Raw genomic sequence first — 19,196 nt, forward strand, 5'->3', positions numbered from 1 at the left:
TGCAATTGCCGGTCGCATCCGACACTCTCGCCTTGGCCCGCCTCATTTTCCGATACCGCATCTCATCCTTGCCGGGAAACCATCCCGGGCCGATGTCCGGCGCAGATCTGTGAGGGACAATGAGCATTTACATTCTCGCAGTGCTGATCGGCGTCGTGGCGGGGCTGCGCGCGATGACGGCACCGGCGGCCGTCAGCATCGGGGCGGCGGCCGGCTGGCTCCCCGTCTCCGGCACATGGGCCGCCTTCCTGGCCTATCGCTTCACGCCCTATGTCTTCGGCGCCCTCGCCCTCGTCGAGTTCGTCACCGACCAGCTGCCGGGCACGCCGAGCCGCAAGGTGCCGCAGCAGTTCGGCGCGCGCATCGTCAGCGGCGGGTTCTGCGGCGTAGTGCTCGGCACCATTGGAGGGTCGATGATCGGCGGGCTCGTCGCCGGCGTCATCGGCGCGGTCATCGGCACGCTCGGCGGCTATGAAACCCGCAAACGCCTCGTCGCGGCCATCGGTGGCAAGGATCTTCCCATTGCGCTGCTGGAAGACGCCGTCGCCGTGCTGCTCGGCCTCTTCGTCGTTTCGTCGGTCGTGCCATGAAGCGGTTCGACGCCATCATCATCGGCGCGGGCCAGGCCGGCCCGTCGCTTGCCGGCCGGCTGACCGCCGCGGGAAAGACGGTCGCGCTCATCGAGCGCAAGCATGTGGGGGGCACCTGCGTCAACACGGGCTGCATGCCGACCAAGGCCATGGTCGCCAGCGCCTATGCCGCCCATCTTGCCCGCCGCGGCGCCGACTACGGCGTGGTGACGGGCGACGTCTCCATCGACTTCGCCAGGGTGATGGCCCGCAAGGACAAGGTGCGCTTCGATGCACGCAGGAGCAACGAGGACTGGCTGGCTGGCATGAAGGGCCTCACCTTCATCCGCGGCCATGCGCGCTTCGAAAGCCCGACCGAGATCCGCGTCGGCGAGGAATTGCTGTCCGCCAGACAGATCTTCCTCAATGTCGGCGGCCGGGCCGTCGTGCCGGATTTTTCAGGGATCGGAGACGTGCCGCATCTCGACAATGTCTCGATGATGGAGCTGACCGAGGTGCCGAAGCACCTCATCATTGTCGGCGGCAGCTATATCGGGCTGGAATTCGCCCAGATGTTCCGCCGCTTCGGTTCCGAGGTGACGGTCGTCGAGAAAGGGCCGCGGCTGATCGCCCGCGAGGACGAGGATGTCAGCGCCGCCGTGCGCGACATCCTCGAACGCGAGGGCATCGCCATCCGCACGGGGGCGGAGTGCATCCGCTTCTTCAAGACCGGAGACGGCGTCGGGGTGGGCGTCGACTGCACGGCGGGCGCGCCCGAGATCCCGGGCTCCCATATCCTCCTCGCCACCGGCAGGCGGCCGAACACCGACGACCTCGGCCTCGACAAGGCAGGGGTGGCGACGGACAGGCGCGGCTACATCACCGTCGACGAGCGACTGGAAACCAGCGTGCCCGGCATCTTCGCCATGGGCGACTGCAACGGCCGCGGCGCCTTCACCCACACGGCCTACAACGATTTCGAGATCGTCGCCGCGAACCTCCTCGACAACGAACCGCGCAAGGTGAGCGACCGCATCCAGACCTATGCGCTCTACATCGACCCGCCGCTCGGCCGCGCCGGCATGAGCGAGACGGAAGCGCGCAAGACCGGCCGCAAGCTGCTGGTCGGCACAAGACCGATGAGCCGCGTCGGCCGCGCCAAGGAAAAGGGCGAAACGCTCGGCTTCATGAAGGTGATCGCCGATGCGCAGACGAAGGAAATCCTCGGCGCCTCCATTCTCGGCACCGGCGGCGACGAGGCGGTGCAGGGCATCCTGGACGTGATGTATGCGGGCCGGCCCTACACGACCATCACGCATGCCGTGCACATCCATCCGACCGTCTCGGAGCTGATCCCGACGGTTTTCGGCGACATGCAGCCGGTGGAGTGAGGCGGCTTGGGTAGGTGGGCCAAACACCTTGCGTTGGAGCCGAGGGCGCCCCCTCATCCCGCTGCCGCGACCTTCTCCCCGCAAGCGGGGCGAAGGGGCAAGAAGCAAAGTTTTCCTCCCTCAATAACGCCGCTATCTTGGGAAACCGGCGCAACACCCCCTTCGCCCCGCTTGCGGGGAGAAGGTGCCGGCAGGCGGATGAGGGGCATCGCCTGCCGGCACCGGTCCTTACTTCTTGCGCAGCGTCAACGCCGGGTTATGGGCGAAGAAGTTGTGCGGCATGATGTGCACGGTCTTCCACTCGGTCGACATGACCGGCCAGTCCTCCATGCGCGGAATGTGGTGGAAGCCGGCGGAGAACCAGGTGACGATGTCCTTGCCCATCAGGTTCTGGTCCTTCTTGACCCATTCGGCGAGCGTATCCGAGCCGTCGCTCTGCATGGCGAACTTGCCGCCGGCATAGCGCTGTTCCGGATCGTAGACCGTGTTCCAGACCGAATATTCGATATAGGCGTTGCGCTTCATCGGCGGGTCGTTGGCATAGTCGTAGGGACCGTAGGCGACGCTGCCGTGATGGATCATCCAGCCGGGCTCATGGCCGAGATAGCCTTCGCGCGACGGGTTGGAGATGTGGAAGTAGCGCGGCTGCATGGCCGAGAGCTTGTAGCGCGCCTCCATTTCGGTCTTCGGCATGTTGTGCTCGACCGTCCACATCGACTTGCGCGGGCTCGACGCATCGAGCTTGGCCGGCACGATGTCCATGGTCGAGAAATGGTTCACCGGCTGGTCGACGTCGAAATCGATGCGGAAGTTGAAATAGTGGTCGTGGTTGGCGGCCACGAGGTTCGGCGCGATCAGCGTACCGTAGGCCGTGTCCGCCTTCGCCGTCGCATCCTTCATCGAGGCCGAGGCGACGCCCTTTACCGCATCGAGGCCGGTCGCGCCGACATAGATGTTGATCTGGCCGTTCTGCTGCAGGCGATAGTCGATGAGATAGTCATAGTTGCCGACCTCGGAGGCCGTGCGCACCACGAGTTCCGTCGCCGGGCGGCCTTCCGCCGGCACCGGGGTTTCCGGCGTCTGGGCGAAGACCTCGAAATGGCGCCAGGCCGGATCGCCGATATTGCGCTCGAAGACGCAGATCGCATCCGGGATGACGAGCGGCGAACCCTTGTCGTCGGCGATCGTCGCCGGCAGGAAGGTGGCGTGCGAGGGGCAGTCGATGCCGGCGCGCAGCGGGCTCAGGAAGAGGCCGAAGCCGTATTCCCCGCTGTCCATGTAGGTGCGCCAGTACCAGCCCTCCGTCGGGTCCATATAGGGCACGAAGACCTCGGAAAGATGCGCCTGGTAGATGACCGAGCGCCAGATGCCGTTATCGTTGACGTCGAGATTGGAGACGACGAGGCCCGGGCGCTTGTCGACGCGGAAGTTGAAGCGCCAGATGTCCCATTCGACATGGCTGCCGTCGATCCTGTAGTTCGGCCCGCCGTCCTGAACGAGCGTGACGGGCTTCATTTCCGGGCGGAGCGGCAGGCGCGCGGCGACCTCCTCTTCCGTATAGCCCCAGCTATCCTTCGGCGCCTGTTCCACGACACCGGTGTCGATGACGCGCTGCACCTCCTTCTTGCCGATATCGTAGATGGCGAAGAGGCCCTCGATCGGCTTGGCATAGAAGTTCGAACCTTCGGGCACCTGGTAGCACGGCACCTTCATCAGGCGGGAGTTCCGGTATTCCTCGGTGAAGAAGTTACCGCCCGTCAGCGGCAGGCAGAAGGCCTGCTCGGGCTTCAGGCCCCGCTTTTCAAGCCCCGCGATCATGTCCGGATGGCCGAGCGCGCCTTCCAGCGCGTTCATGAACTCGGTGAACAGCACCATCGGCTGGCCGGCCGTCTTGCCATTGCTCTCGACCGTGCCCTTGGAGATGTTGACGACCGCCTCGTTGAAGCCGTCGGCGCTGGTGAAGTAGACCGTCGCCTTGCGGTCGAGGCTGTCGCCTTCCTTCCAGGCAAGCACCTCGGCCTTGGCCGGCTCCTTTAGCTCGATCAGCGGATAGAGCGTGTCGTCGTCCGCCACCTTCTGCTCGCGCAGAATCTGGTTGATCTTCTGGTATTCCTCGGCCGTCAGCCCGTCGAGCGGATGGGCGGCGGCCGCGCCGGCAGCAAGGCCGAGCGCAAGTGCCGTCGTGGCCAGATGTTTCGTCAGTCTCATGATCGTTCCCTCTTTTCGTTTGCTTGTGTCAGGCAAAGACCACCTGGATGTCGGTGTATTCGGCGAGCCCCTCTTCGGCGAACTCGACGCCGATGCCCGAGGCCTTCACGCCGCCGAAGGGCACGTTCGGCTGGATGGCGCCGTGCTTGTTGATCCAGACGGAGCCGCAGGCGAGACGCCCGGCCACCGCCTTCGCTACCGCGACATCGGACGACCAGACCGAGCCGCCGAGACCATTCGGGCTGTCATTGGCCAGCCGGATCGCCTCTTCGACGTCGGAGTAGCGGATGATCGGCAAAGCCGGCCCGAACTGCTCCTCGTCGACCAGCGCATCGCCGTTGCGAAGGCCGGCGATGATGGTCGGCGGGAAGAACAGCCCCTCGCCCGGTTCTCCCCCGAGCAGCACCTTGCCCCGCTCCTTCGCATCCGCGACGAGGCGCGAAACCTTGTCGAACTGCATGCGGTTCTGGATGGGGCCGAGGATGCTCGCCTCCTCCATTCCGTCGCCCACCTTGATGCCCCGCGCATAGGCGACCAGCGCCTCGCAGACCGCATCGTGGATGGTGTCGTGCACATAGAGCCGCTTCATCGCCGCGCAGGTCTGGCCATTGTTGATGAAGGCGCCCCAGAAGAGGCCTTCGGCGATCGCCGCCGGATCGGCATCGGGCAGGACGATGCCGGCGTCGTTGCCGCCGAGTTCCAGCGTCAGGCGCTTCATCGTGTCGGCAGCGGACCGCATGACCCTCTGGCCGGTGGCGCAGGAGCCGGTAAAGACGATCTTGCTTATATCCGGATGCGCCGACATGGCGGCACCGAGATTGAAGGCCCTGTTGTCGCCGGTCACCACGTTGACGACGCCCGGCGGCAGCACCTCGTTCATGATCTCGACCAGCCGCAGGGTGGAAAGCGGCGTATGGGGCGAGGGCTTGACGACGACCGTGTTGCCCGTGCGCAACGCCGGCAGGATATGCCAGACGGCGATCATGACCGGGAAATTCCACGGCGTGATGGAGCCGACGACGCCGAGCGGCTTGCGGGTGAGCTCCACCCGGCCCTGCTCGTTGTCCTGCAGCACCCGCGCCGGCAGCGAGAGCCCGGTCGTGTAACCCGCCCAGGCGACGGCGCCGCCGACCTCCCAGCGCGAGCCGAGGCCGTTCAGCGGCTTGCCCTGTTCGAGCGTGATGATCTCGGCAAGCTCGCCGGCATGTTCCTCGATCTTGGCCGTCACCGCCGCGCAGGCAGCCTGCAGGGCAGCATCCTCCTGCGTCGACCACGAGGCGAACGCCGCCTTGGCGACCGAGACCGCCGCATTCAGCTCCGCCCCGCCCATGTTCGGCGCGCGGCCGACCTCCTTGCCCGTCGCCGGGTTGAGAACGGCGAAGTCCGCGCCGACGGGCGCTGGTTTGCCACCGATGGTAGCCTTGAATTCCATCATGTCCGCCTCCTCCATGAACGTCCCGCCTCCTCCGGCGGGGACATATGGTGGCAGAGATTAGAGGGACATGGCGCGCCGGACTTGGACGGCACCGTCCCGCCTTTTGGATAAAAGCGTCAATGGCAGCGGGCGACCGCGCCCGGCGTCATGCCGTATTTCTTGCGGAACTCGCGATAGAAATAGGAAAGGTCGTTGAAGCCGCAATCGAAGGCGACAGCCGTGACGCCTTCCGCCGCCTGCTCCCCCTTGCGGGCGGAAAGCCGCGCATGGGCAAGCTCCAGCCGGCGGTTGAGCAACCGATGACCGGGCGTCTCGCCAAGCGGCCGGAAATGCCGCTGCAGCATGCGCTCCGAAACGTTGAGGCGGACGGCCAGCTCGCGCGGCCCGAAGCCCGGATCCGCGCGGTGGCGATCGATCATCGCGAGCGCCCGCGACAGCAGCGTCTCGGCGGGCGCGGCGGCGCCGGTGACGCGGGTCGAATGCAGGTAGGCGCCGAGAAGGCAGAGGAAGGCTTCGCCGAGCTGCGCCTGCGCGCCCTCCTCCAGCAGCATTTTCGCGATGACCGCGCGCATGGCCAGCCAGAGAGGATCGTCGCGCGAGATCGAAAGCCCGCCGGTGCACGGCGTGCCGAAGCGGTGGAGCATCTCGTCGCGTGGGATGTGCAGCGACACCTGGTTCGAGCGCTCGCCGCGATAGAGGAAGGTCGAGGGCCTGACGGAATCGACGAGGAACATGTCGCCGGGCGAAAGCTCCGCGACCTGGTCGCCCTGCTCGACGCGACAGTGGCCGGCATCCTGCACCAACAGGAAGAAATATTCGCCGGGGTCCTGCCGGATGGAGCGGGTGTTGCGCGCAACCTCCGAGGCATCGAGCGCGACGATGGCCGTATCGAAGGGACCGACGCGCCGCGTCGTGACATCGCCATTGACGACGCCTGCCCGCCCCGTCGGCTCCAGGTCGAAGGAGCCGCAGACCCTCCTGATCTCCGCCTCGAGAATTTCTACCGGCACCGGCTTGTGTCCCGGCGTCATCAGCGACTGCATCGTGCCCTCCCCGGCTCTAGCAGAAAGCCTGTTCTCCCAAAACTATCTCACCACAGTCCGCGTCGCTTGCCTATCGCCGGAAGCCTTTCCCATCTGCGAAACACGCAATCTTTTCACCCTTCCGCAAGGCAGTCCTGCCCGAGTTGCCTTACCCGGCAAGCACCGAAAAGCCGCCGGCCTCCGCCGCCCGCCGCAGGCTATCGCCGGGCGGTTCGGCAAGGCCATCCGCCGCAAGACGATCCAGCACCGCCACCACCGCGGAAAGCCCCCGCGCCTCGGCATGGTGCATCGGCCCACCGCGCCAGCGCGGGAAGCCGTAGCCATGGATCTTCACGAGATCGATATCGGCGGCGCGGAGCGCCACGCGCTCTTCGAGGATGCGCGTCGCCTCGTTGACCATGGGCAGGAGAATGGCGTCGACGATGCCTGCCTCGTCCCATGTCCGCTGCACCCGGCCCTCCGCCGCCTCGGCGATGATCGCGGCCACGGTTTCGGAGGGTTTCGGCGCACGGTCGCCCGGCTGATAGTCGTACCAGCCGCCGCCGGTCTTCTGGCCGTAGCGCTCAAGGGCGCAGAGCCGGTCGGCAACGGGCGCGAAAGGCGTCTCGCCCCGCTCGCGCGCCGCCTTGCGCTGAAAGGCGGCGATGTCGAGACCGCCGAGATCCTGTGCCTCGAAAGGTCCCATCGGCAGGCCGAAGGCCCGCATGGCGGCATCGACCGCCGCGGGCGTCGCACCCGACAGCAAAAGCCGCTCGGCCTGCGCCCGCGTCACCTTCAGGATGCGGTTGCCGATGAAGCCGTCACAGATGCCGGCGCGCACCGGGATCTTGCCGAGCAGGCGGGCGAGCGCGAAACCGGTCGCCAGCACCTCCGGCGCGGTCGCCTCCGTCGGCACGATCTCCAGGAGCTTCATGATCTGCGCCGGGCTGAAGAAATGCAGGCCGAGGAAGCGTTCCGGATGGCTGACGCCTTCGCTGATCGCGTCGGGATCGAGATAGGACGTGTTGGTGGCCAGAACCGCATCCGGCCGGCAGACCGCCGAGAGCCTTTCGAAGACGGCGCGCTTGACGGCAAGATCCTCGAAGACCGCCTCGATGACGAGGTCCGTATCGGCCAGCAGGCCGTAATCATCGCCACCGGTGACGCCGGCCACGCGCTCGTCCGCCACGGCCTGCGGGATGCGGCCGCGCTTCACCGAGCCTTCATAGATGCCCCGCACATTGGCAAGCCCGCGCTCGACGGCCGCCGCGTCGCGCTCGATGAGGACGACCGGCAGGCCGGCATCGCGCAGCGCCGCGGCAATGCCCGCGCCCATCGTGCCACCGCCGATGACGGCGGCCGAGCGGATGGCGCGCGGCGTGACGCCGGCAAGCTCCGGCGGGCGCGGCGCGGCGCGCTCGGCAAAGAAGACATGGCGCAGCGCCGCTGCCTGCTCCGAGCCGCGCAGTTCGAGGAAGGTTTCCCGCTCGAAGGCCATGGCGCTGGCGAAATCCGTCTCGCTCGCCTTCCGCACCGAGGCAAGCGCCCGGAGCGGTGCGGCTTCCCGCTTCGCCTTGCCCGCCACGACCTTTTCGGCACTCTCCCAGAAACCCGCCTCTACGGGGGCGACGGTACGGCCGGAGATCGGCTGCGGCCTGGCCTTGCCGGCAATGGCGTTCGCAAAGGCAATTGCGCCGGCCCGCAGGTCACCATCGACAACGGCATCGATCAGGCCGAGCCCTTCCGCCTTCTTCGCACCGACCGGGCTGCCGCTCGTCACGAGGTCGACGGCAGCGGCCGCGCCGATCAGCCGCGGCAGGCGAACCGTGCCGCCCGCGCCGGGGATGATGCCAAGCTTGACTTCCGGCAGGCCGAGGCTGGCGCTGGGAACCGCCACGCGCCAGGCGCAGCCGAGCGCCACTTCGAGCCCGCCGCCGAGCGCGCTGCCGTGGATCGCCGCAACCCAGGGCTTGCTTGCACCCTCGATGGCCGCCACCACGTCCGGCAGATGTGGCGGCTGCGGCGGCTTGCCGAATTCGCTGACATCCGCCCCGGCGATGAAGGTGCGGCCGGCGCAGATCAGGACGACGGCCTTCACCGCCGCGTCCGCATCGAGCGTGGCGACAGCCTCGACGAGAGCCTGGCGCAGCGCCTGCGAGAGCGCGTTGACGGGCGGATTGTCGACGGTGACGACGGCGATGGCGTTTTCGCGGGCGATGGTGACGGTCATGGTCTCATATTCCCAGATAAGCGGCGCGGATGCGTTCGTCGGCGATGAGTTCTGCAGCAGGCCCGGACATGGTGATGCGGCCCGTCTCCATGACATAGCCGCGATCGGCGACCGAGAGCGCGCCGAACGCGTTCTGCTCGACGAGCAGCACGGTGACGCCGAGCGCCTTCAGGCTCTTCACCACGTCGAAGATCTGCGCCACGAGGATGGGGGCAAGGCCCATGCTCGGCTCGTCGAGCAGCAGGCAGGAAGGGCGGCCCATCAGCGCGCGGGCGATCGCCAGCATCTGCTGCTGGCCGCCGGAAAGGCCGCCGGCCGCAAGGTTGCGCTTCTCCTTGAGGATCGGGAACATGGCAAAGGCGTCGTCCCGGTCCCGTTCCACCTTGTCGTCGGAAAAGAGATAGGCGCCGAGGCGCAGGTTCTCCTCCACCGTCAGGTTGGTGAAGATCTGTCGCCCCTCGGGCGACTGGGCGAGCCCACGCCGCACGCGGGCATGCGCCGGCACCGTCGTCAGCGCCTCGCCGCGAAAGACGATGGACCCGGCCGAGACCGGCTGGATGCCCGAGAGGCATTTGAGCAGCGTGGTCTTGCCGGCGCCGTTCGCGCCGACCACCGTGACGATCTCGCCGGAGGCCACGTCGAGGTCGATGCCGTGCAGCACCTCGATGCGGCCGTAGCGCGAACGCAGTCCTTCAACCGTCAACATTTTGCGCCTCCGCCGCCTGGGCACCCAGATAGGCCTCGATGACGCGCGGATCGCGCGCGATCGAAGCCGGCTCGCCCTCGGCGATCTTCTCGCCATGGTCGAGCACCACGATATGGTTGGAAATGCGCATGACCATCTTCATGTCGTGCTCCACAAGCAGGATCGACACGCCCTCGGCCGCAACCTTGGCGATCAGGTGGTCGATCTCCTCCGTCTCGACGGCATTGCAGCCGGCGGCCGGCTCGTCGAGCAGCAGCACGCGCGGTTTCAGCGCCAGTGCGCGGGCGATCTCCAGCCGCTTCAATGCACCATAGGAGAGCGAGCCCGCCTCCTGCTCGGCGGCCCGGCCGAGGCCGACGCGGTCGAGCAGCGCACGCGCGCTCTCCTCCGACGCCCTGCTGCGGCGGCGCGCGGCGGGCAGCGAAAAGAGATCGGCGAACACCGAGCCGCGCTCATGCAGGTGATGACCGGCGACGGCGTTTTCCAGCACGCTCATCGACTGGAAGATCTGCAGGTTCTGAAAGGTCCGCGACAGGCCGCGCCGGGCGAGTTGATGCGGCGGCATGCGCGTGACGTCCTCTCCATCGAGTGCGACACGCCCGCGCGCAGGGGCGTAGACGCCCGAGATCATGTTGAACAGCGTCGTCTTGCCGGCGCCGTTCGGGCCGATGACGGAGACGATCTCGCCGGGTTTCAAGGAAAAGCCGACATCGTTGACGGCACGGACACCGCCGAAATCGATCCCCAAGCCTTCGATCTGAAGCAGGCTCATTCTGCCCTCCCCCGGATGCGGCGCGCAATCGAGGGCAGGAGGCCCTCGCGCATGAAGATCATGACCAGCATCATGACGAGACCGAGCATGAGCTGTTCGTATTCCTGGAAGACCGTCAGCACCTGCGGCAGCGTGGTGAGGATCGCCGCGCCGAGGATGGCGCCGAGCACCGACCCCGCCCCGCCGAGCACCGCCATGGTGACCATCTCGATCGAATGCATGAAGCCCGCGACATCCGGCGTGATGAACTTGTTCTGCAGCGCCAGCAGCGAACCCGACACCGAGGCATAGACCGCCGACAGGACGAAGGCGACGAGCTTGTAATAGGCCACATCGACGCCGACCGTACGGGCGGCGACCTCCGACCCGTGCAGCGCTCGGAGCGCCCGGCCGGTCGGGCTGTGGTAGAGGTTGAGCGCCAGCCAGGCGCCGACGACCAGCACGAGACCGGAGAAGGCGTACCAGAATTCGGTGTTGGAAAGATCGATGCCGATGGCCTTCAGGACGGCGCGAAGACCAAGTTCCGGCACCGCCATGCCGTCCGGCCCGCCGGTGAGCTGCGCCTCGTTGGAGAGCACCATCGAGACGAGAATGCCGAAGCCGAGGCTGGCAACGGCGAGGTAGTAGCCCTTGAGCCGCAGGATCGGCCGGCCGACGAGGAAGGCGATGGCCGCGGAAAGCGCCGCGCCCAGCACCGCCGCGAGCGCGGGATGCAGGCCGAGATGGACCGGCGCCAGCGCACAGGCATAGGCACCGATGCCGGCAAAGCCCGCATGGCCGAGACTAATCTGGCCGGCATAGCCGATGAGGATGACGAGACCCGTCACCGCAAGCCCGTTGACGAAGATCAGCGAGCCGACGCGAAAATAGTAGGAGGACGGGAAGAAGACCGGCGCGATCGCGATGACCGCGGCGAGGATGAGGAGCGTGGTTGCCTTGCTGGAGAGCCGCATGATCACACCCGATCCGTCGACTTGCGGCCGAAAAGGCCCTGCGGCATGGCGAAGAGCACAGCGAGGATGACGACGAAGGCGGCCGCGTCCTTGTATTGCGAGCTGATATAGCCGGCCGTCATCGCCTCCAGGATGCCGAGCAGCAGGCCGCCGACGAGCGCGCCCTTGGGATTGCCCATGCCGCCGAGCATGGCGGCGGCGAAACCCTTCAGCGCCAGCGCCAGCCCGACATCGTAGCTCGTCAGCGTGATCGGCGTCACGAGCACGCCGGCGAGCGCGCCGATGGCGGCGGACATGGCGAAGGAGAGCGTCATCACGTAGTTGGTGTTGATGCCGACGAGCTGGGCCGCGATGCGGTTGTTCGCCGTCGCCAGCACCGCGCGGCCGATCAGCGTGCGCGTGAAGAACAGCCAGAGACAGAAGAAGATCGCGAGCGCGCCGGCAATCACCCAGAGGCTCTGCGGCAGGATGGTCGCGCCGCCGATGAGGATCGGCTGGTCACCTGAAAAGGCCGGGAAGCGGTGGATCTGCTTATCGAAGACAAGCTGCGTCGCGCCGCGGATGAAGATCGAGGCACCGATGGTGATGATGATCAGCGAGACGACGGGCGCGCCCCGCGCCGGCTCGATCGCCAGTTTGTTGAGCGCGACGCCGATACCTGCCGTCGCGATGATGGCGATGAGCGCGGCAAGCGGCAGCGGCAGGCCCGCGGCATGCGCGAAGAAGGTGATCATGCCGCCGAGCATGACGAACTCGCCCTGGGCGAAGTTCACGACGTCGGAAGCGTTGTAAATGATCGTGAAGCCGAGCGCGACCAGCGCATAGACCGCGCCGACCGTGATCCCGGAGAGTAGGAATTGCAGGAGTTCGGGCATGAATGCCTCCGCTTCGCGCGCGACGGTTTCCGCCGACCCGCCGCCTCATGGCGCGGGCCGGCGGGCTCGATTACTCGACGATCTTCCAGCCGCCCTTTTCGATCTGAAGCATGCGGAAGGCCGACAGGTCGAGGCCGAGATGGTCCTCCGCCGTCATGGTCACCGTGCCGGTCGTGCCGACCAGGCCGGACGTGCCTTCGATCGCGTCGCGGATCGCCGACGGCTCGGTGCTGCCCGCCCGCGTGATCGCGTCGACGAGGATGCGCAGCGCGTCATGGGCGTAGCCGCCGAAGGTCGAGACCGGCTTGCCGGTCGCCTTCTCGTAAGCGTCCTTGTAGGCGACGACGACGGCGCGCTGCGGATCGCTTTCCGGCAGGAGGCCCGCGACGAGCAGTGCCGTGCCCGGCAGGCGCACGCCTTCGGCGGCCTCCGCGCCGGCAAGCTCGATGAAGCCATCCGAGGCGACACCATGCGACTGGTAGAGCGGCAGGCCGACGGCGAGCTGGGCATAGTTGCGCGTGACGATCGCCGGACCCTGGCCGAAACCGGGGTTCAGCACGGCCTGCACGCCGTCCTTGCCCTTGATGTTGGTCAGCTGCGGCGTCATGTCGGCATCGGTCGGGCCATAGGTCTCGTCGGCCAGGACCTCGATGCCATAGTCGCCGATGATCTCCAGGCACTGCTTGCGCATGGAGGCGCCGAAACCGTCGGAACCGGAGATCAGGCCGATCTTGCTGATGCCGGCCTTCTTCATGTCCTCGAAGATCTTCGCGCAGGCCATACGGTCCGTGTGCGGGGTCTTGAAGGTGAAGGGGCGGACGGGATCGATAATCTCGATGGCGCCGGCAAGCGAGATGAACGGGATTTCCGCATCCTCGAAGACCGGGATGATGGCCATGGAGGTGCCCGTCGTCGTGCCGCCGATCACGGCGACGACTTCGTCGTCCTCCACCAGGCGGGTGGCGAAGGTGCGCGCCTTGTTCGGGTCGCCGCCATCGTCATAGACGATGAGGTCGATCTTCTCGCCATTGACGCCGCCGGCCGCATTGATCTCCTCGACCAGCATCTTCAGCGTCTTGGCTTCCGGATCGCCGAGGAAGGAGGCGGGGCCGGTTTCCGAAAGGGTCGCGCCGATCTTGATATCGGCAAGGGCCGGCGCGGCAAAGCCGAGGACGAGCGCCAGCGTGCCGGCGAGCGCGGTGGTGGTGAGCGAAAATTTCATGTCGGTTTCTCCTCCCAACAAAGACAAAAGATTGACGCGTAGACTCCTCACGCCGCCGCGGGGCGGCGCCACATCACCACGCGGAACCGGTTCGCGACGAAGGCCGCATCCGTCAGGCTGGCATTGCCCGCCGGATTGGCACCGGTGACGTGGAAATCGCTGAAGGCGGCGCTCTGGTTCACGTAGATGCCGCCGGTCAGGTTGACAGAAAGATTGACGCCAGCCACGGCGAAACGATCGGCGGCCGCAAGGATCTGCGCCTCGTCCGTCGCGTAGAGGGCAGCCGTGATGGCACCCTTGCGCTCGGCGAGCGCCGCGGCACGGTCGACGCCGTCCGCTGCGTCATCGACCGCGACGACGAAGGCGATGGGGCCGAAGCGCTCCTCCGCATAGGCGTCCGTATCCGCCGCATCGACGGCGAGGATCAGCGGCGTGGCGGTGCGGGCACCGTCGAGGCCTTCGACGGGCGCGGAGTCGCGCACGATGCGCCCGAGCGGCCGCGATGTGGCAATGCGGGCGAGCGTCGCCGGATTGGCGATGGCCCCGCAGATGCCGGCCGCACGCACCGGATCGGCAAGCAGGCTATCGACGGCAGCGGCGATGCCGGCCGCGACCGCGTCGAAGGACTTGTGGCCCTCATTCGTCTCAATGCCGCCACGCGGCACGAAAACATCCTGCGGCGCCGTGCACATCTGTCCGGAATAGAGCGAGAGCGAGAAGGCGATGTTGCCGCACATGCCCGCAAAATCGTCCGTCGCGCCGATGACGATCGAGTTGACGCCGGCCTCCTCGGTGTAGACATCGGCGCTGCCGGCGTTTTCACGCACCCAGGCGCCGAAGGTGTTGGAGCCGGTATAGTCGACGATAGCGACGGCGGGGTGCTGCACGAGCCCCCTCGTGATCTCGGCGCCGGGCGCATCGGCGGCGAGCAGCACGATATCGGCCGCAAACCCTTGCTCCACCAGCACCTGGCGCGCGATTTCGACGGTGATGGCAAGCGGCAGGATCGCCGCCGGATGCGGCTTGACGATGACGGTGTTGCCGGTCGCGAGGCTGGCGAAGAGGCCGGGATAGCTGTTCCAGGTCGGGAAGGTGTTGCAGCCGATGACGAGGGAAACGCCGCGCGGCACGATGCGCCAGTGCTTTTCCATGACGATCGGCGCGCCCTTGCCCTGCGGCTTGGTCCAGGTCGCCTGCGCCGGTATGCGGGTCATCTCGGCATAGGCATAGGCGACGGCCTCGAGGCCGCGATCCTGCGCATGCGGGCCGCCGGCCTGGAAGGCCATGGCGAAGGCCTGGCCCGTCGTGTGCATGACGGCGTTCGCCATCTCGAAGCTGCGGGCATTGAGGCGGGCAAGGATTTCGAGACAGATGCCGGCGCGCGTCTCCGGCGAGGCGGCGGCCCACTGCGGGGCGGCCGCGCGCGAGGCCATGACCAGCATGTCCGCGGAGGCGGCGGGATAGGTGATGCCGAGGGCAGGTCCGTAAGGCGAGACTTCCGCACCGACGCGCCCCTCGGCCGGATGATCGGCAAGATCGAATTCGGCATCGAGCCGTGCCCTGTAGGCGGCAAGGCCATCGTCCTTTGCCGTCTCGCCGTATATCCTGCCGCTCGGCACTTCGGGATAGACGGTCCAGAAATCACGCTTGGCGGCCGCTTCGATCGCGGCAGTCAGCGTCGGGCGATGGCGCTCGAAAAGTCCGGTCATCTCTGGCTCCTCCCAGTCAGTGCTTTTATAATTGACTGACCGGTCGGTTTATGCAAGAGTTTTTTTACGGTCGCCGCTGGGAAGGGCGACAGGGAGGAACCATGACCACTTCCGACACCATTCTGTCGGCGCTTGCCGATGGCGTTCTGAGCCTCACGCTGAACCGCCCGGACAAACTCAACGCCTTCAACGACGAGATGCACCTTGCGCTGCGCGCCGGCTTCGAGCGCGCCCATGCGGACGAGGCGGTGCGCGCCGTGCTGCTGACCGGCGCCGGCCGCGGTTTCTGCGCCGGCCAGGATCTCGGCGACCGCGACCCGAAGAAGGGCGTGCCGGACCTCGGCCACACGATCGAGACCTATTACAACCCTCTGCTGCGCCTCATCCGCAGCCTGGAAAAACCCGTCATCTGTGCCGTCAACGGCGTCGCCGCCGGCGCGGGCGCCAACATCGCCTTTGCCTGCGACATCACGCTCGCCGCCCGCTCCGCCCGCTTCATCCAGGCCTTCGCCAGGATCGGCCTCGTGCCGGATTCCGGCGGCACCTGGAGCCTGCCGCGCCTGATCGGCGAAGCCCGCGCCAAGGCGCTGGCGCTCACCGCAGAGCCGCTCGGCGCGGAAACCGCCGCCGACTGGGGCCTCATCTGGCGCGCCGTCGACGACGATACGCTGATGGAAGAGGCGACAGCGCTCGCCATGCGCCTCGCCGCCGGCCCGACCAGGGGTCTCGGCATGACGAAACGCGCCATCCAGGCCGCCGCCACCCATTCGCTCGACCAGCAGCTCGACCTCGAACGCGACCTGCAGCGCGAGGCCGGCCGCAGCGCCGATTACGCCGAGGGCGTTTCCGCCTTCCTTGAAAAGCGCAAGCCGGAATTTTCGGGCAGATGAGCGCCGCCGGGCTCTCTCCCCAAGCGCTCGCCGAAGCCTGCGCCAAGGCGATGTGGGACGACGACAACGCCACCCGCCATCTCGGCATGGAGCTCGTCTCCGTCGCCCCCGGCGAGGCGGTCATCGCCATGACCATCGCCGAGATCATGACCAACGGCCACGGCACCTGCCACGGCGGCTACATCTTCACGCTGGCGGATTCGGCCTTCGCCTTCGCCTGCAACACCTACAACCAGCGCACCGTCGCCCAGCACTGTTCGGTGACCTTCATCGCACCGGCCTTCCGGGGCGACCGGCTGACCGCGACGGCGCAGGAGGTGTCGCGCCGAGGACGCGGCGGCATCTACGACATCCGCATCACCAACCAGGAGGGCGAGCATGTCGCGGAGTTCCGCGGCCACTCGCGAACAGTCAAGGGCACCCATCTGCCGGAGTGAGGCAGAGGGCACATCATCCCGCATTCTCGGAGGAGATTTTCATGGAAGACCTGTCCCCCCGCCCCGGAGATCTCGAAGCGATCGAGACGGCCTCCCGCGACGAGATTTCCGCGCTGCAGCTCGATCGCATGAAATGGTCGCTGACCCACGCCTACGAGAACTCGCCCTTCTACCGCCAGCGCTTCGACGAGGCCGGCGTGCACCCCTCCGACCTCAAGACGCTCGCCGATCTCGCAAAATTCCCCTTCACCACCAAGAAGGACCTGCGTGACACCTATCCCTTCGGCATGTTCGCCGTGCCGCGTGAAAAGCTCACGCGCATCCACGCCTCGTCGGGCACGACCGGCAAGCCCACCGTGGTCGGCTATACCCAGAAGGACATCGACACCTGGGCGACCGTCGTCGCCCGCTCGATCCGCGCCGCGGGCGGCCGGGCCGGCGACATCGTGCATGTCGCCTATGGCTACGGCCTCTTCACCGGCGGCCTCGGCGCCCATTATGGCGCCGAAAAGCTCGGCTGCACCGTCGTGCCGATCTCCGGCGGCATGACGGAGCGCCAGGTGACCCTGATGCAGGATTTCAAGCCGCGCATCATCATGGTCACGCCCTCCTACATGCTCTCCATCCTCGACGAGTTCCGCCGCCAGGGCGTCGACCCACGCGAAAGCTCGCTCGCTGTGGGCATCTTCGGCGCCGAGCCATGGACCAACGCCATGCGCGAGGAGATCGAGCAGTCCTTCGACATGCACGCCGTCGACATCTACGGCCTGTCTGAGGTCATGGGCCCGGGCGTCGCCAATGAATGCGTCGAGACCAAGGACGGCCTGCACATCTGGGAGGATCATTTCTACCCGGAGATCATCGATCCGGTCACCGGTGCGGTGCTGCCGGACGGCGAGATCGGCGAACTGGTCTTCACGACGCTCACCAAGGAAGGCCTGCCGATCATCCGCTACCGCACGCGCGACCTGACGCGGCTCCTGCCCGGCACCGCCCGCTCCATGCGCCGCATGGAGAAGATCACCGGCCGCTCCGACGACATGATGATCCTGCGCGGCGTCAACGTCTTCCCGACGCAGATCGAGGAACAGATCCTGAAATGTCGCGGCCTCGCGCCGCATTTCCAGATCGAGCTGACCCGCTCGGGCCGCATGGACAACATGACCGTGCATGTCGAATGCACGCTGGAGGCGGCCGACGAGGGGGCCCGCGCGGGATCGGCAAAGGAGCTCGCCCACCATATCAAGAGCGTGGTCGGCGTCTCCACGAAGATCACCGTGCACGAGCCGGGCGGCGTCGCCCGCTCGGAAGGCAAGGCGAAACGGGTGGTCGACAACCGCCCGAAGGAATGAAGTGCCGGACAGGACAGTTCCAGCAGGAGTGCGGGAAACGGTTTTGCGTCCGGAGTTGTGTAGAAACAAAGAGATAGGATATCTTCCCCGTTAGAAGACGGATGAAGAGGCCCTATTCCGGCACCGGGTTGACTGTGTATAGGGAGGGCGGCCACCCTCCCGGAAGCAGCCGGGCAAAGCAAAGCAGGATAAAATGGCACGCACGCGCGCAGTTGATTTCGAGGAAAAACAGCGCGGCATTCTCTCGAGTGCCGCCGCGGTCTTTGCCGAGATGGGCATGGAGAAGGCCTCCATGTCGATGATCGCCTCGCACAGCAATGTCTCCAAGGCGCTGCTCTATCACTACTATCCGAGCAAGGACGCGCTGATCTTCGATATCGTGCGCACCCACCTCACCGAACTCGAAAGCGCGATAGAGGCCGCCGACCGCCCTGACCTTGCCCCGCAGGAGCGGCTGCGCCTCCTGGTCAAAGCCGTCCTGGCGAACTACGAGGGCCGGGACAACGAGCACAAGGTGCAGCTCAATGGCACCAGCGCGCTCTCGCAGGAACAGCTTTCCGAATTGCAGGCGATCGAGCGGCAGATCGTCAAGCGCTTCTCCGGCGTCATCCGCGACATCAACCCGGACCTCAACAAGGACCGCCCGCTGCTGATGCCCGTCACCATGTCGCTCTTCGGCATGATGAACTGGGTCTATATGTGGTTCCGCCCGAACGGGCCGGTGACGCGCGACGAATATGCGGACATCGCGACGACGCTGATCCTCGAAGGCGTCAAGGCTGTAACCTGAGGCTTACGCATCGCACCTCACCAAAACCTCCTACCTCTCTTTCGTCACCCTCGGGTCAAGCTTGAGGATGACGTGGTAGGGAGGCAGCGGCGCGCCACAAGAGCAACGCCATCCGCGCTATCCCCCATCCCTCTCCACGTCCTTGCCCGTCGCTGCGACCGATTCCAGCCGCTCGGCAAACTCCCGCCGCAGCGTCCGGCGGAGCTCGGCCGCCTTGTAGCGCCGGATGTCGACCGCATCCCTCGGCTCCAGTTCCGGCACGCGCACCGGCCGGCCGGCATCATCTACGGCGACCATCGTGAAGTAGCAGGAATTGGTATGCCGCCGGTGGCCGGAGCGGATGTTCTCCGCCTCGACGCGGATGCCGACCTCCATGGAGGTGCGGCCCGTATGGTTGATCGAGGCGCGGAAGGTGACGAGTTCGCCGACATGGATCGGCTCCTTGAACATCACCTGGTCGACCGAGAGCGTCACCGCATATTGCTGCGAATAGCGCGAGGCGCAGGAGAAGGCCACGCGATCGAGCAGGTTGAGCAGTGCGCCCCCATGAACCTTCCCGGAAAAATTCGCCATGTCCGGCGTCATCAGAACGGTCATTTCCAGGCGGCACGGGTCCTGCGCGATCGGCATGCTGC

The 19,196-nt window shown here is 66.6% G+C and carries 17 protein-coding genes; 6 read left to right on the plus strand and 11 right to left on the minus strand.

The window, feature by feature from the left end; translation table 11 throughout:
- The first annotated feature begins 119 nt into the window (after nucleotides 1–119).
- The gene (locus AABF56_RS15585) at nucleotides 120–590 is read left to right on the plus strand and encodes a DUF4126 domain-containing protein (protein ID WP_272806626.1); all 471 of its coding nucleotides are present in this window, start codon (nucleotides 120–122) and stop codon (nucleotides 588–590) included.
- Nucleotides 587–1,960 carry an FAD-containing oxidoreductase gene (locus AABF56_RS15590; protein WP_272806627.1) on the plus strand — a complete coding sequence of 458 codons (1,374 nt, stop codon included), beginning with the start codon at nucleotides 587–589 and terminating at the stop codon, nucleotides 1,958–1,960. Before AABF56_RS15585 ends, AABF56_RS15590 begins: the two co-directional genes overlap by 4 nt.
- A 228-nt stretch (nucleotides 1,961–2,188) precedes the next feature.
- Here the strand turns inward: AABF56_RS15590 and AABF56_RS15595 are convergent, their stop codons facing one another.
- The 10 genes from AABF56_RS15595 to paaN form a co-directional block, all read right to left on the minus strand.
- Nucleotides 2,189–4,168, minus strand: coding sequence for a copper amine oxidase (locus tag AABF56_RS15595; RefSeq protein ID WP_272806628.1), 1,980 nt, complete (start codon nucleotides 4,166–4,168; stop codon nucleotides 2,189–2,191).
- A 28-nt stretch (nucleotides 4,169–4,196) separates the two neighbouring features.
- Nucleotides 4,197–5,603, minus strand: coding sequence for an aldehyde dehydrogenase family protein (locus tag AABF56_RS15600; RefSeq protein WP_272806629.1), 1,407 nt, complete (start codon nucleotides 5,601–5,603; stop codon nucleotides 4,197–4,199).
- A gap of 116 nt (nucleotides 5,604–5,719) precedes the next feature.
- Complete coding sequence (locus AABF56_RS15605; RefSeq protein ID WP_272806630.1) at nucleotides 5,720–6,646, minus strand: helix-turn-helix domain-containing protein; 927 nt, start codon at nucleotides 6,644–6,646, stop codon at nucleotides 5,720–5,722.
- A 148-nt stretch (nucleotides 6,647–6,794) separates the two neighbouring features.
- On the minus strand, nucleotides 6,795–8,855 hold the full coding sequence (locus AABF56_RS15610) for a 3-hydroxyacyl-CoA dehydrogenase NAD-binding domain-containing protein (protein WP_272806631.1): 2,061 nt from the start codon (nucleotides 8,853–8,855) through the stop codon (nucleotides 6,795–6,797).
- A 4-nt stretch (nucleotides 8,856–8,859) separates the two neighbouring features.
- Entirely contained in the window at nucleotides 8,860–9,561 is a 702-nt protein-coding gene (locus AABF56_RS15615; protein ID WP_133033620.1) for an ABC transporter ATP-binding protein, read from the minus strand.
- Entirely contained in the window at nucleotides 9,548–10,333 is a 786-nt protein-coding gene (locus AABF56_RS15620; RefSeq protein ID WP_272806632.1) for an ABC transporter ATP-binding protein, read from the minus strand. The genes AABF56_RS15615 and AABF56_RS15620 overlap by 14 nt, the downstream gene beginning before the upstream one ends.
- Nucleotides 10,330–11,286 carry a branched-chain amino acid ABC transporter permease gene (locus tag AABF56_RS15625; protein WP_272806633.1) on the minus strand — a complete coding sequence of 319 codons (957 nt, stop codon included), beginning with the start codon at nucleotides 11,284–11,286 and terminating at the stop codon, nucleotides 10,330–10,332. Before AABF56_RS15625 ends, AABF56_RS15620 begins: the two co-directional genes overlap by 4 nt.
- A 2-nt stretch (nucleotides 11,287–11,288) precedes the next feature.
- The gene (locus tag AABF56_RS15630) at nucleotides 11,289–12,161 is read right to left on the minus strand and encodes a branched-chain amino acid ABC transporter permease (RefSeq protein ID WP_244768161.1); all 873 of its coding nucleotides are present in this window, start codon (nucleotides 12,159–12,161) and stop codon (nucleotides 11,289–11,291) included.
- 70 nt (nucleotides 12,162–12,231) lie between these two features.
- Entirely contained in the window at nucleotides 12,232–13,383 is a 1,152-nt protein-coding gene (locus tag AABF56_RS15635; RefSeq protein ID WP_272806634.1) for an ABC transporter substrate-binding protein, read from the minus strand.
- Between the two features lie 47 nt (nucleotides 13,384–13,430).
- Nucleotides 13,431–15,092, minus strand: a complete 1,662-nt coding sequence (gene paaN, locus AABF56_RS15640) for a phenylacetic acid degradation protein PaaN (protein ID WP_272806635.1) — start codon at nucleotides 15,090–15,092, stop codon at nucleotides 13,431–13,433.
- Nucleotides 15,093–15,193: 101 nt separating this feature from the next.
- On the opposite strand from paaN, the gene paaG reads away from it, so the two are divergent.
- The 4 genes from paaG (at nucleotide 15,194) to AABF56_RS15660 (ending at nucleotide 18,561) form a co-directional block, all read left to right on the plus strand.
- Nucleotides 15,194–15,982: a 2-(1,2-epoxy-1,2-dihydrophenyl)acetyl-CoA isomerase PaaG gene (gene paaG / locus AABF56_RS15645; RefSeq protein WP_272806636.1), complete on the plus strand. Its 789-nt coding sequence runs from the start codon at nucleotides 15,194–15,196 to the stop codon at nucleotides 15,980–15,982.
- Entirely contained in the window at nucleotides 15,979–16,419 is a 441-nt protein-coding gene (gene paaI / locus AABF56_RS15650; RefSeq protein WP_272806637.1) for a hydroxyphenylacetyl-CoA thioesterase PaaI, read from the plus strand. The genes paaG and paaI overlap by 4 nt, the downstream gene beginning before the upstream one ends.
- Nucleotides 16,420–16,460: 41 nt before the next feature.
- A complete protein-coding gene (paaK, locus tag AABF56_RS15655) occupies nucleotides 16,461–17,771 on the plus strand; it encodes a phenylacetate--CoA ligase PaaK (RefSeq protein ID WP_272806638.1) in 1,311 nt (436 codons plus the stop codon).
- Nucleotides 17,772–17,964: 193 nt separating this feature from the next.
- Complete coding sequence (locus AABF56_RS15660) at nucleotides 17,965–18,561, plus strand: TetR/AcrR family transcriptional regulator (RefSeq protein ID WP_064331296.1); 597 nt, start codon at nucleotides 17,965–17,967, stop codon at nucleotides 18,559–18,561.
- Between the two features lie 117 nt (nucleotides 18,562–18,678).
- Here the strand turns inward: AABF56_RS15660 and AABF56_RS15665 are convergent, their stop codons facing one another.
- On the minus strand, nucleotides 18,679–19,191 hold the full coding sequence (locus AABF56_RS15665) for an acyl-CoA thioesterase (RefSeq protein ID WP_244768155.1): 513 nt from the start codon (nucleotides 19,189–19,191) through the stop codon (nucleotides 18,679–18,681).
- Nucleotides 19,192–19,196 lie beyond the last annotated feature (5 nt).

Source organism: Shinella sp. WSC3-e, from assembly GCF_945994535.1.
In the GTDB taxonomy this organism is placed as follows: domain Bacteria; phylum Pseudomonadota; class Alphaproteobacteria; order Rhizobiales; family Rhizobiaceae; genus Shinella; species Shinella yambaruensis.

Coding starts and splice junctions, on each gene's coding strand:
- paaK (WP_272806638.1), top strand. CDS start 16,461: ATGGAAGACCTGTCCCCCCGCCCCGGAGATCTCGAAGCGATCGAGACG.
- AABF56_RS15585 (WP_272806626.1), top strand. CDS start 120: ATGAGCATTTACATTCTCGCAGTGCTGATCGGCGTCGTGGCGGGGCTG.
- AABF56_RS15620 (WP_272806632.1), bottom strand. CDS start 10,333: ATGAGCCTGCTTCAGATCGAAGGCTTGGGGATCGATTTCGGCGGTGTC.
- AABF56_RS15635 (WP_272806634.1), bottom strand. CDS start 13,383: ATGAAATTTTCGCTCACCACCACCGCGCTCGCCGGCACGCTGGCGCTC.
- AABF56_RS15595 (WP_272806628.1), bottom strand. CDS start 4,168: ATGAGACTGACGAAACATCTGGCCACGACGGCACTTGCGCTCGGCCTT.
- AABF56_RS15665 (WP_244768155.1), bottom strand. CDS start 19,191: ATGCCGATCGCGCAGGACCCGTGCCGCCTGGAAATGACCGTTCTGATG.
- paaN (WP_272806635.1), bottom strand. CDS start 15,092: ATGACCGGACTTTTCGAGCGCCATCGCCCGACGCTGACTGCCGCGATC.
- paaI (WP_272806637.1), top strand. CDS start 15,979: ATGAGCGCCGCCGGGCTCTCTCCCCAAGCGCTCGCCGAAGCCTGCGCC.
- AABF56_RS15630 (WP_244768161.1), bottom strand. CDS start 12,161: ATGCCCGAACTCCTGCAATTCCTACTCTCCGGGATCACGGTCGGCGCG.
- AABF56_RS15615 (WP_133033620.1), bottom strand. CDS start 9,561: ATGTTGACGGTTGAAGGACTGCGTTCGCGCTACGGCCGCATCGAGGTG.
- AABF56_RS15600 (WP_272806629.1), bottom strand. CDS start 5,603: ATGATGGAATTCAAGGCTACCATCGGTGGCAAACCAGCGCCCGTCGGC.
- AABF56_RS15660 (WP_064331296.1), top strand. CDS start 17,965: ATGGCACGCACGCGCGCAGTTGATTTCGAGGAAAAACAGCGCGGCATT.
- AABF56_RS15610 (WP_272806631.1), bottom strand. CDS start 8,855: ATGACCGTCACCATCGCCCGCGAAAACGCCATCGCCGTCGTCACCGTC.
- AABF56_RS15625 (WP_272806633.1), bottom strand. CDS start 11,286: ATGCGGCTCTCCAGCAAGGCAACCACGCTCCTCATCCTCGCCGCGGTC.
- AABF56_RS15590 (WP_272806627.1), top strand. CDS start 587: ATGAAGCGGTTCGACGCCATCATCATCGGCGCGGGCCAGGCCGGCCCG.
- paaG (WP_272806636.1), top strand. CDS start 15,194: ATGACCACTTCCGACACCATTCTGTCGGCGCTTGCCGATGGCGTTCTG.
- AABF56_RS15605 (WP_272806630.1), bottom strand. CDS start 6,646: ATGCAGTCGCTGATGACGCCGGGACACAAGCCGGTGCCGGTAGAAATT.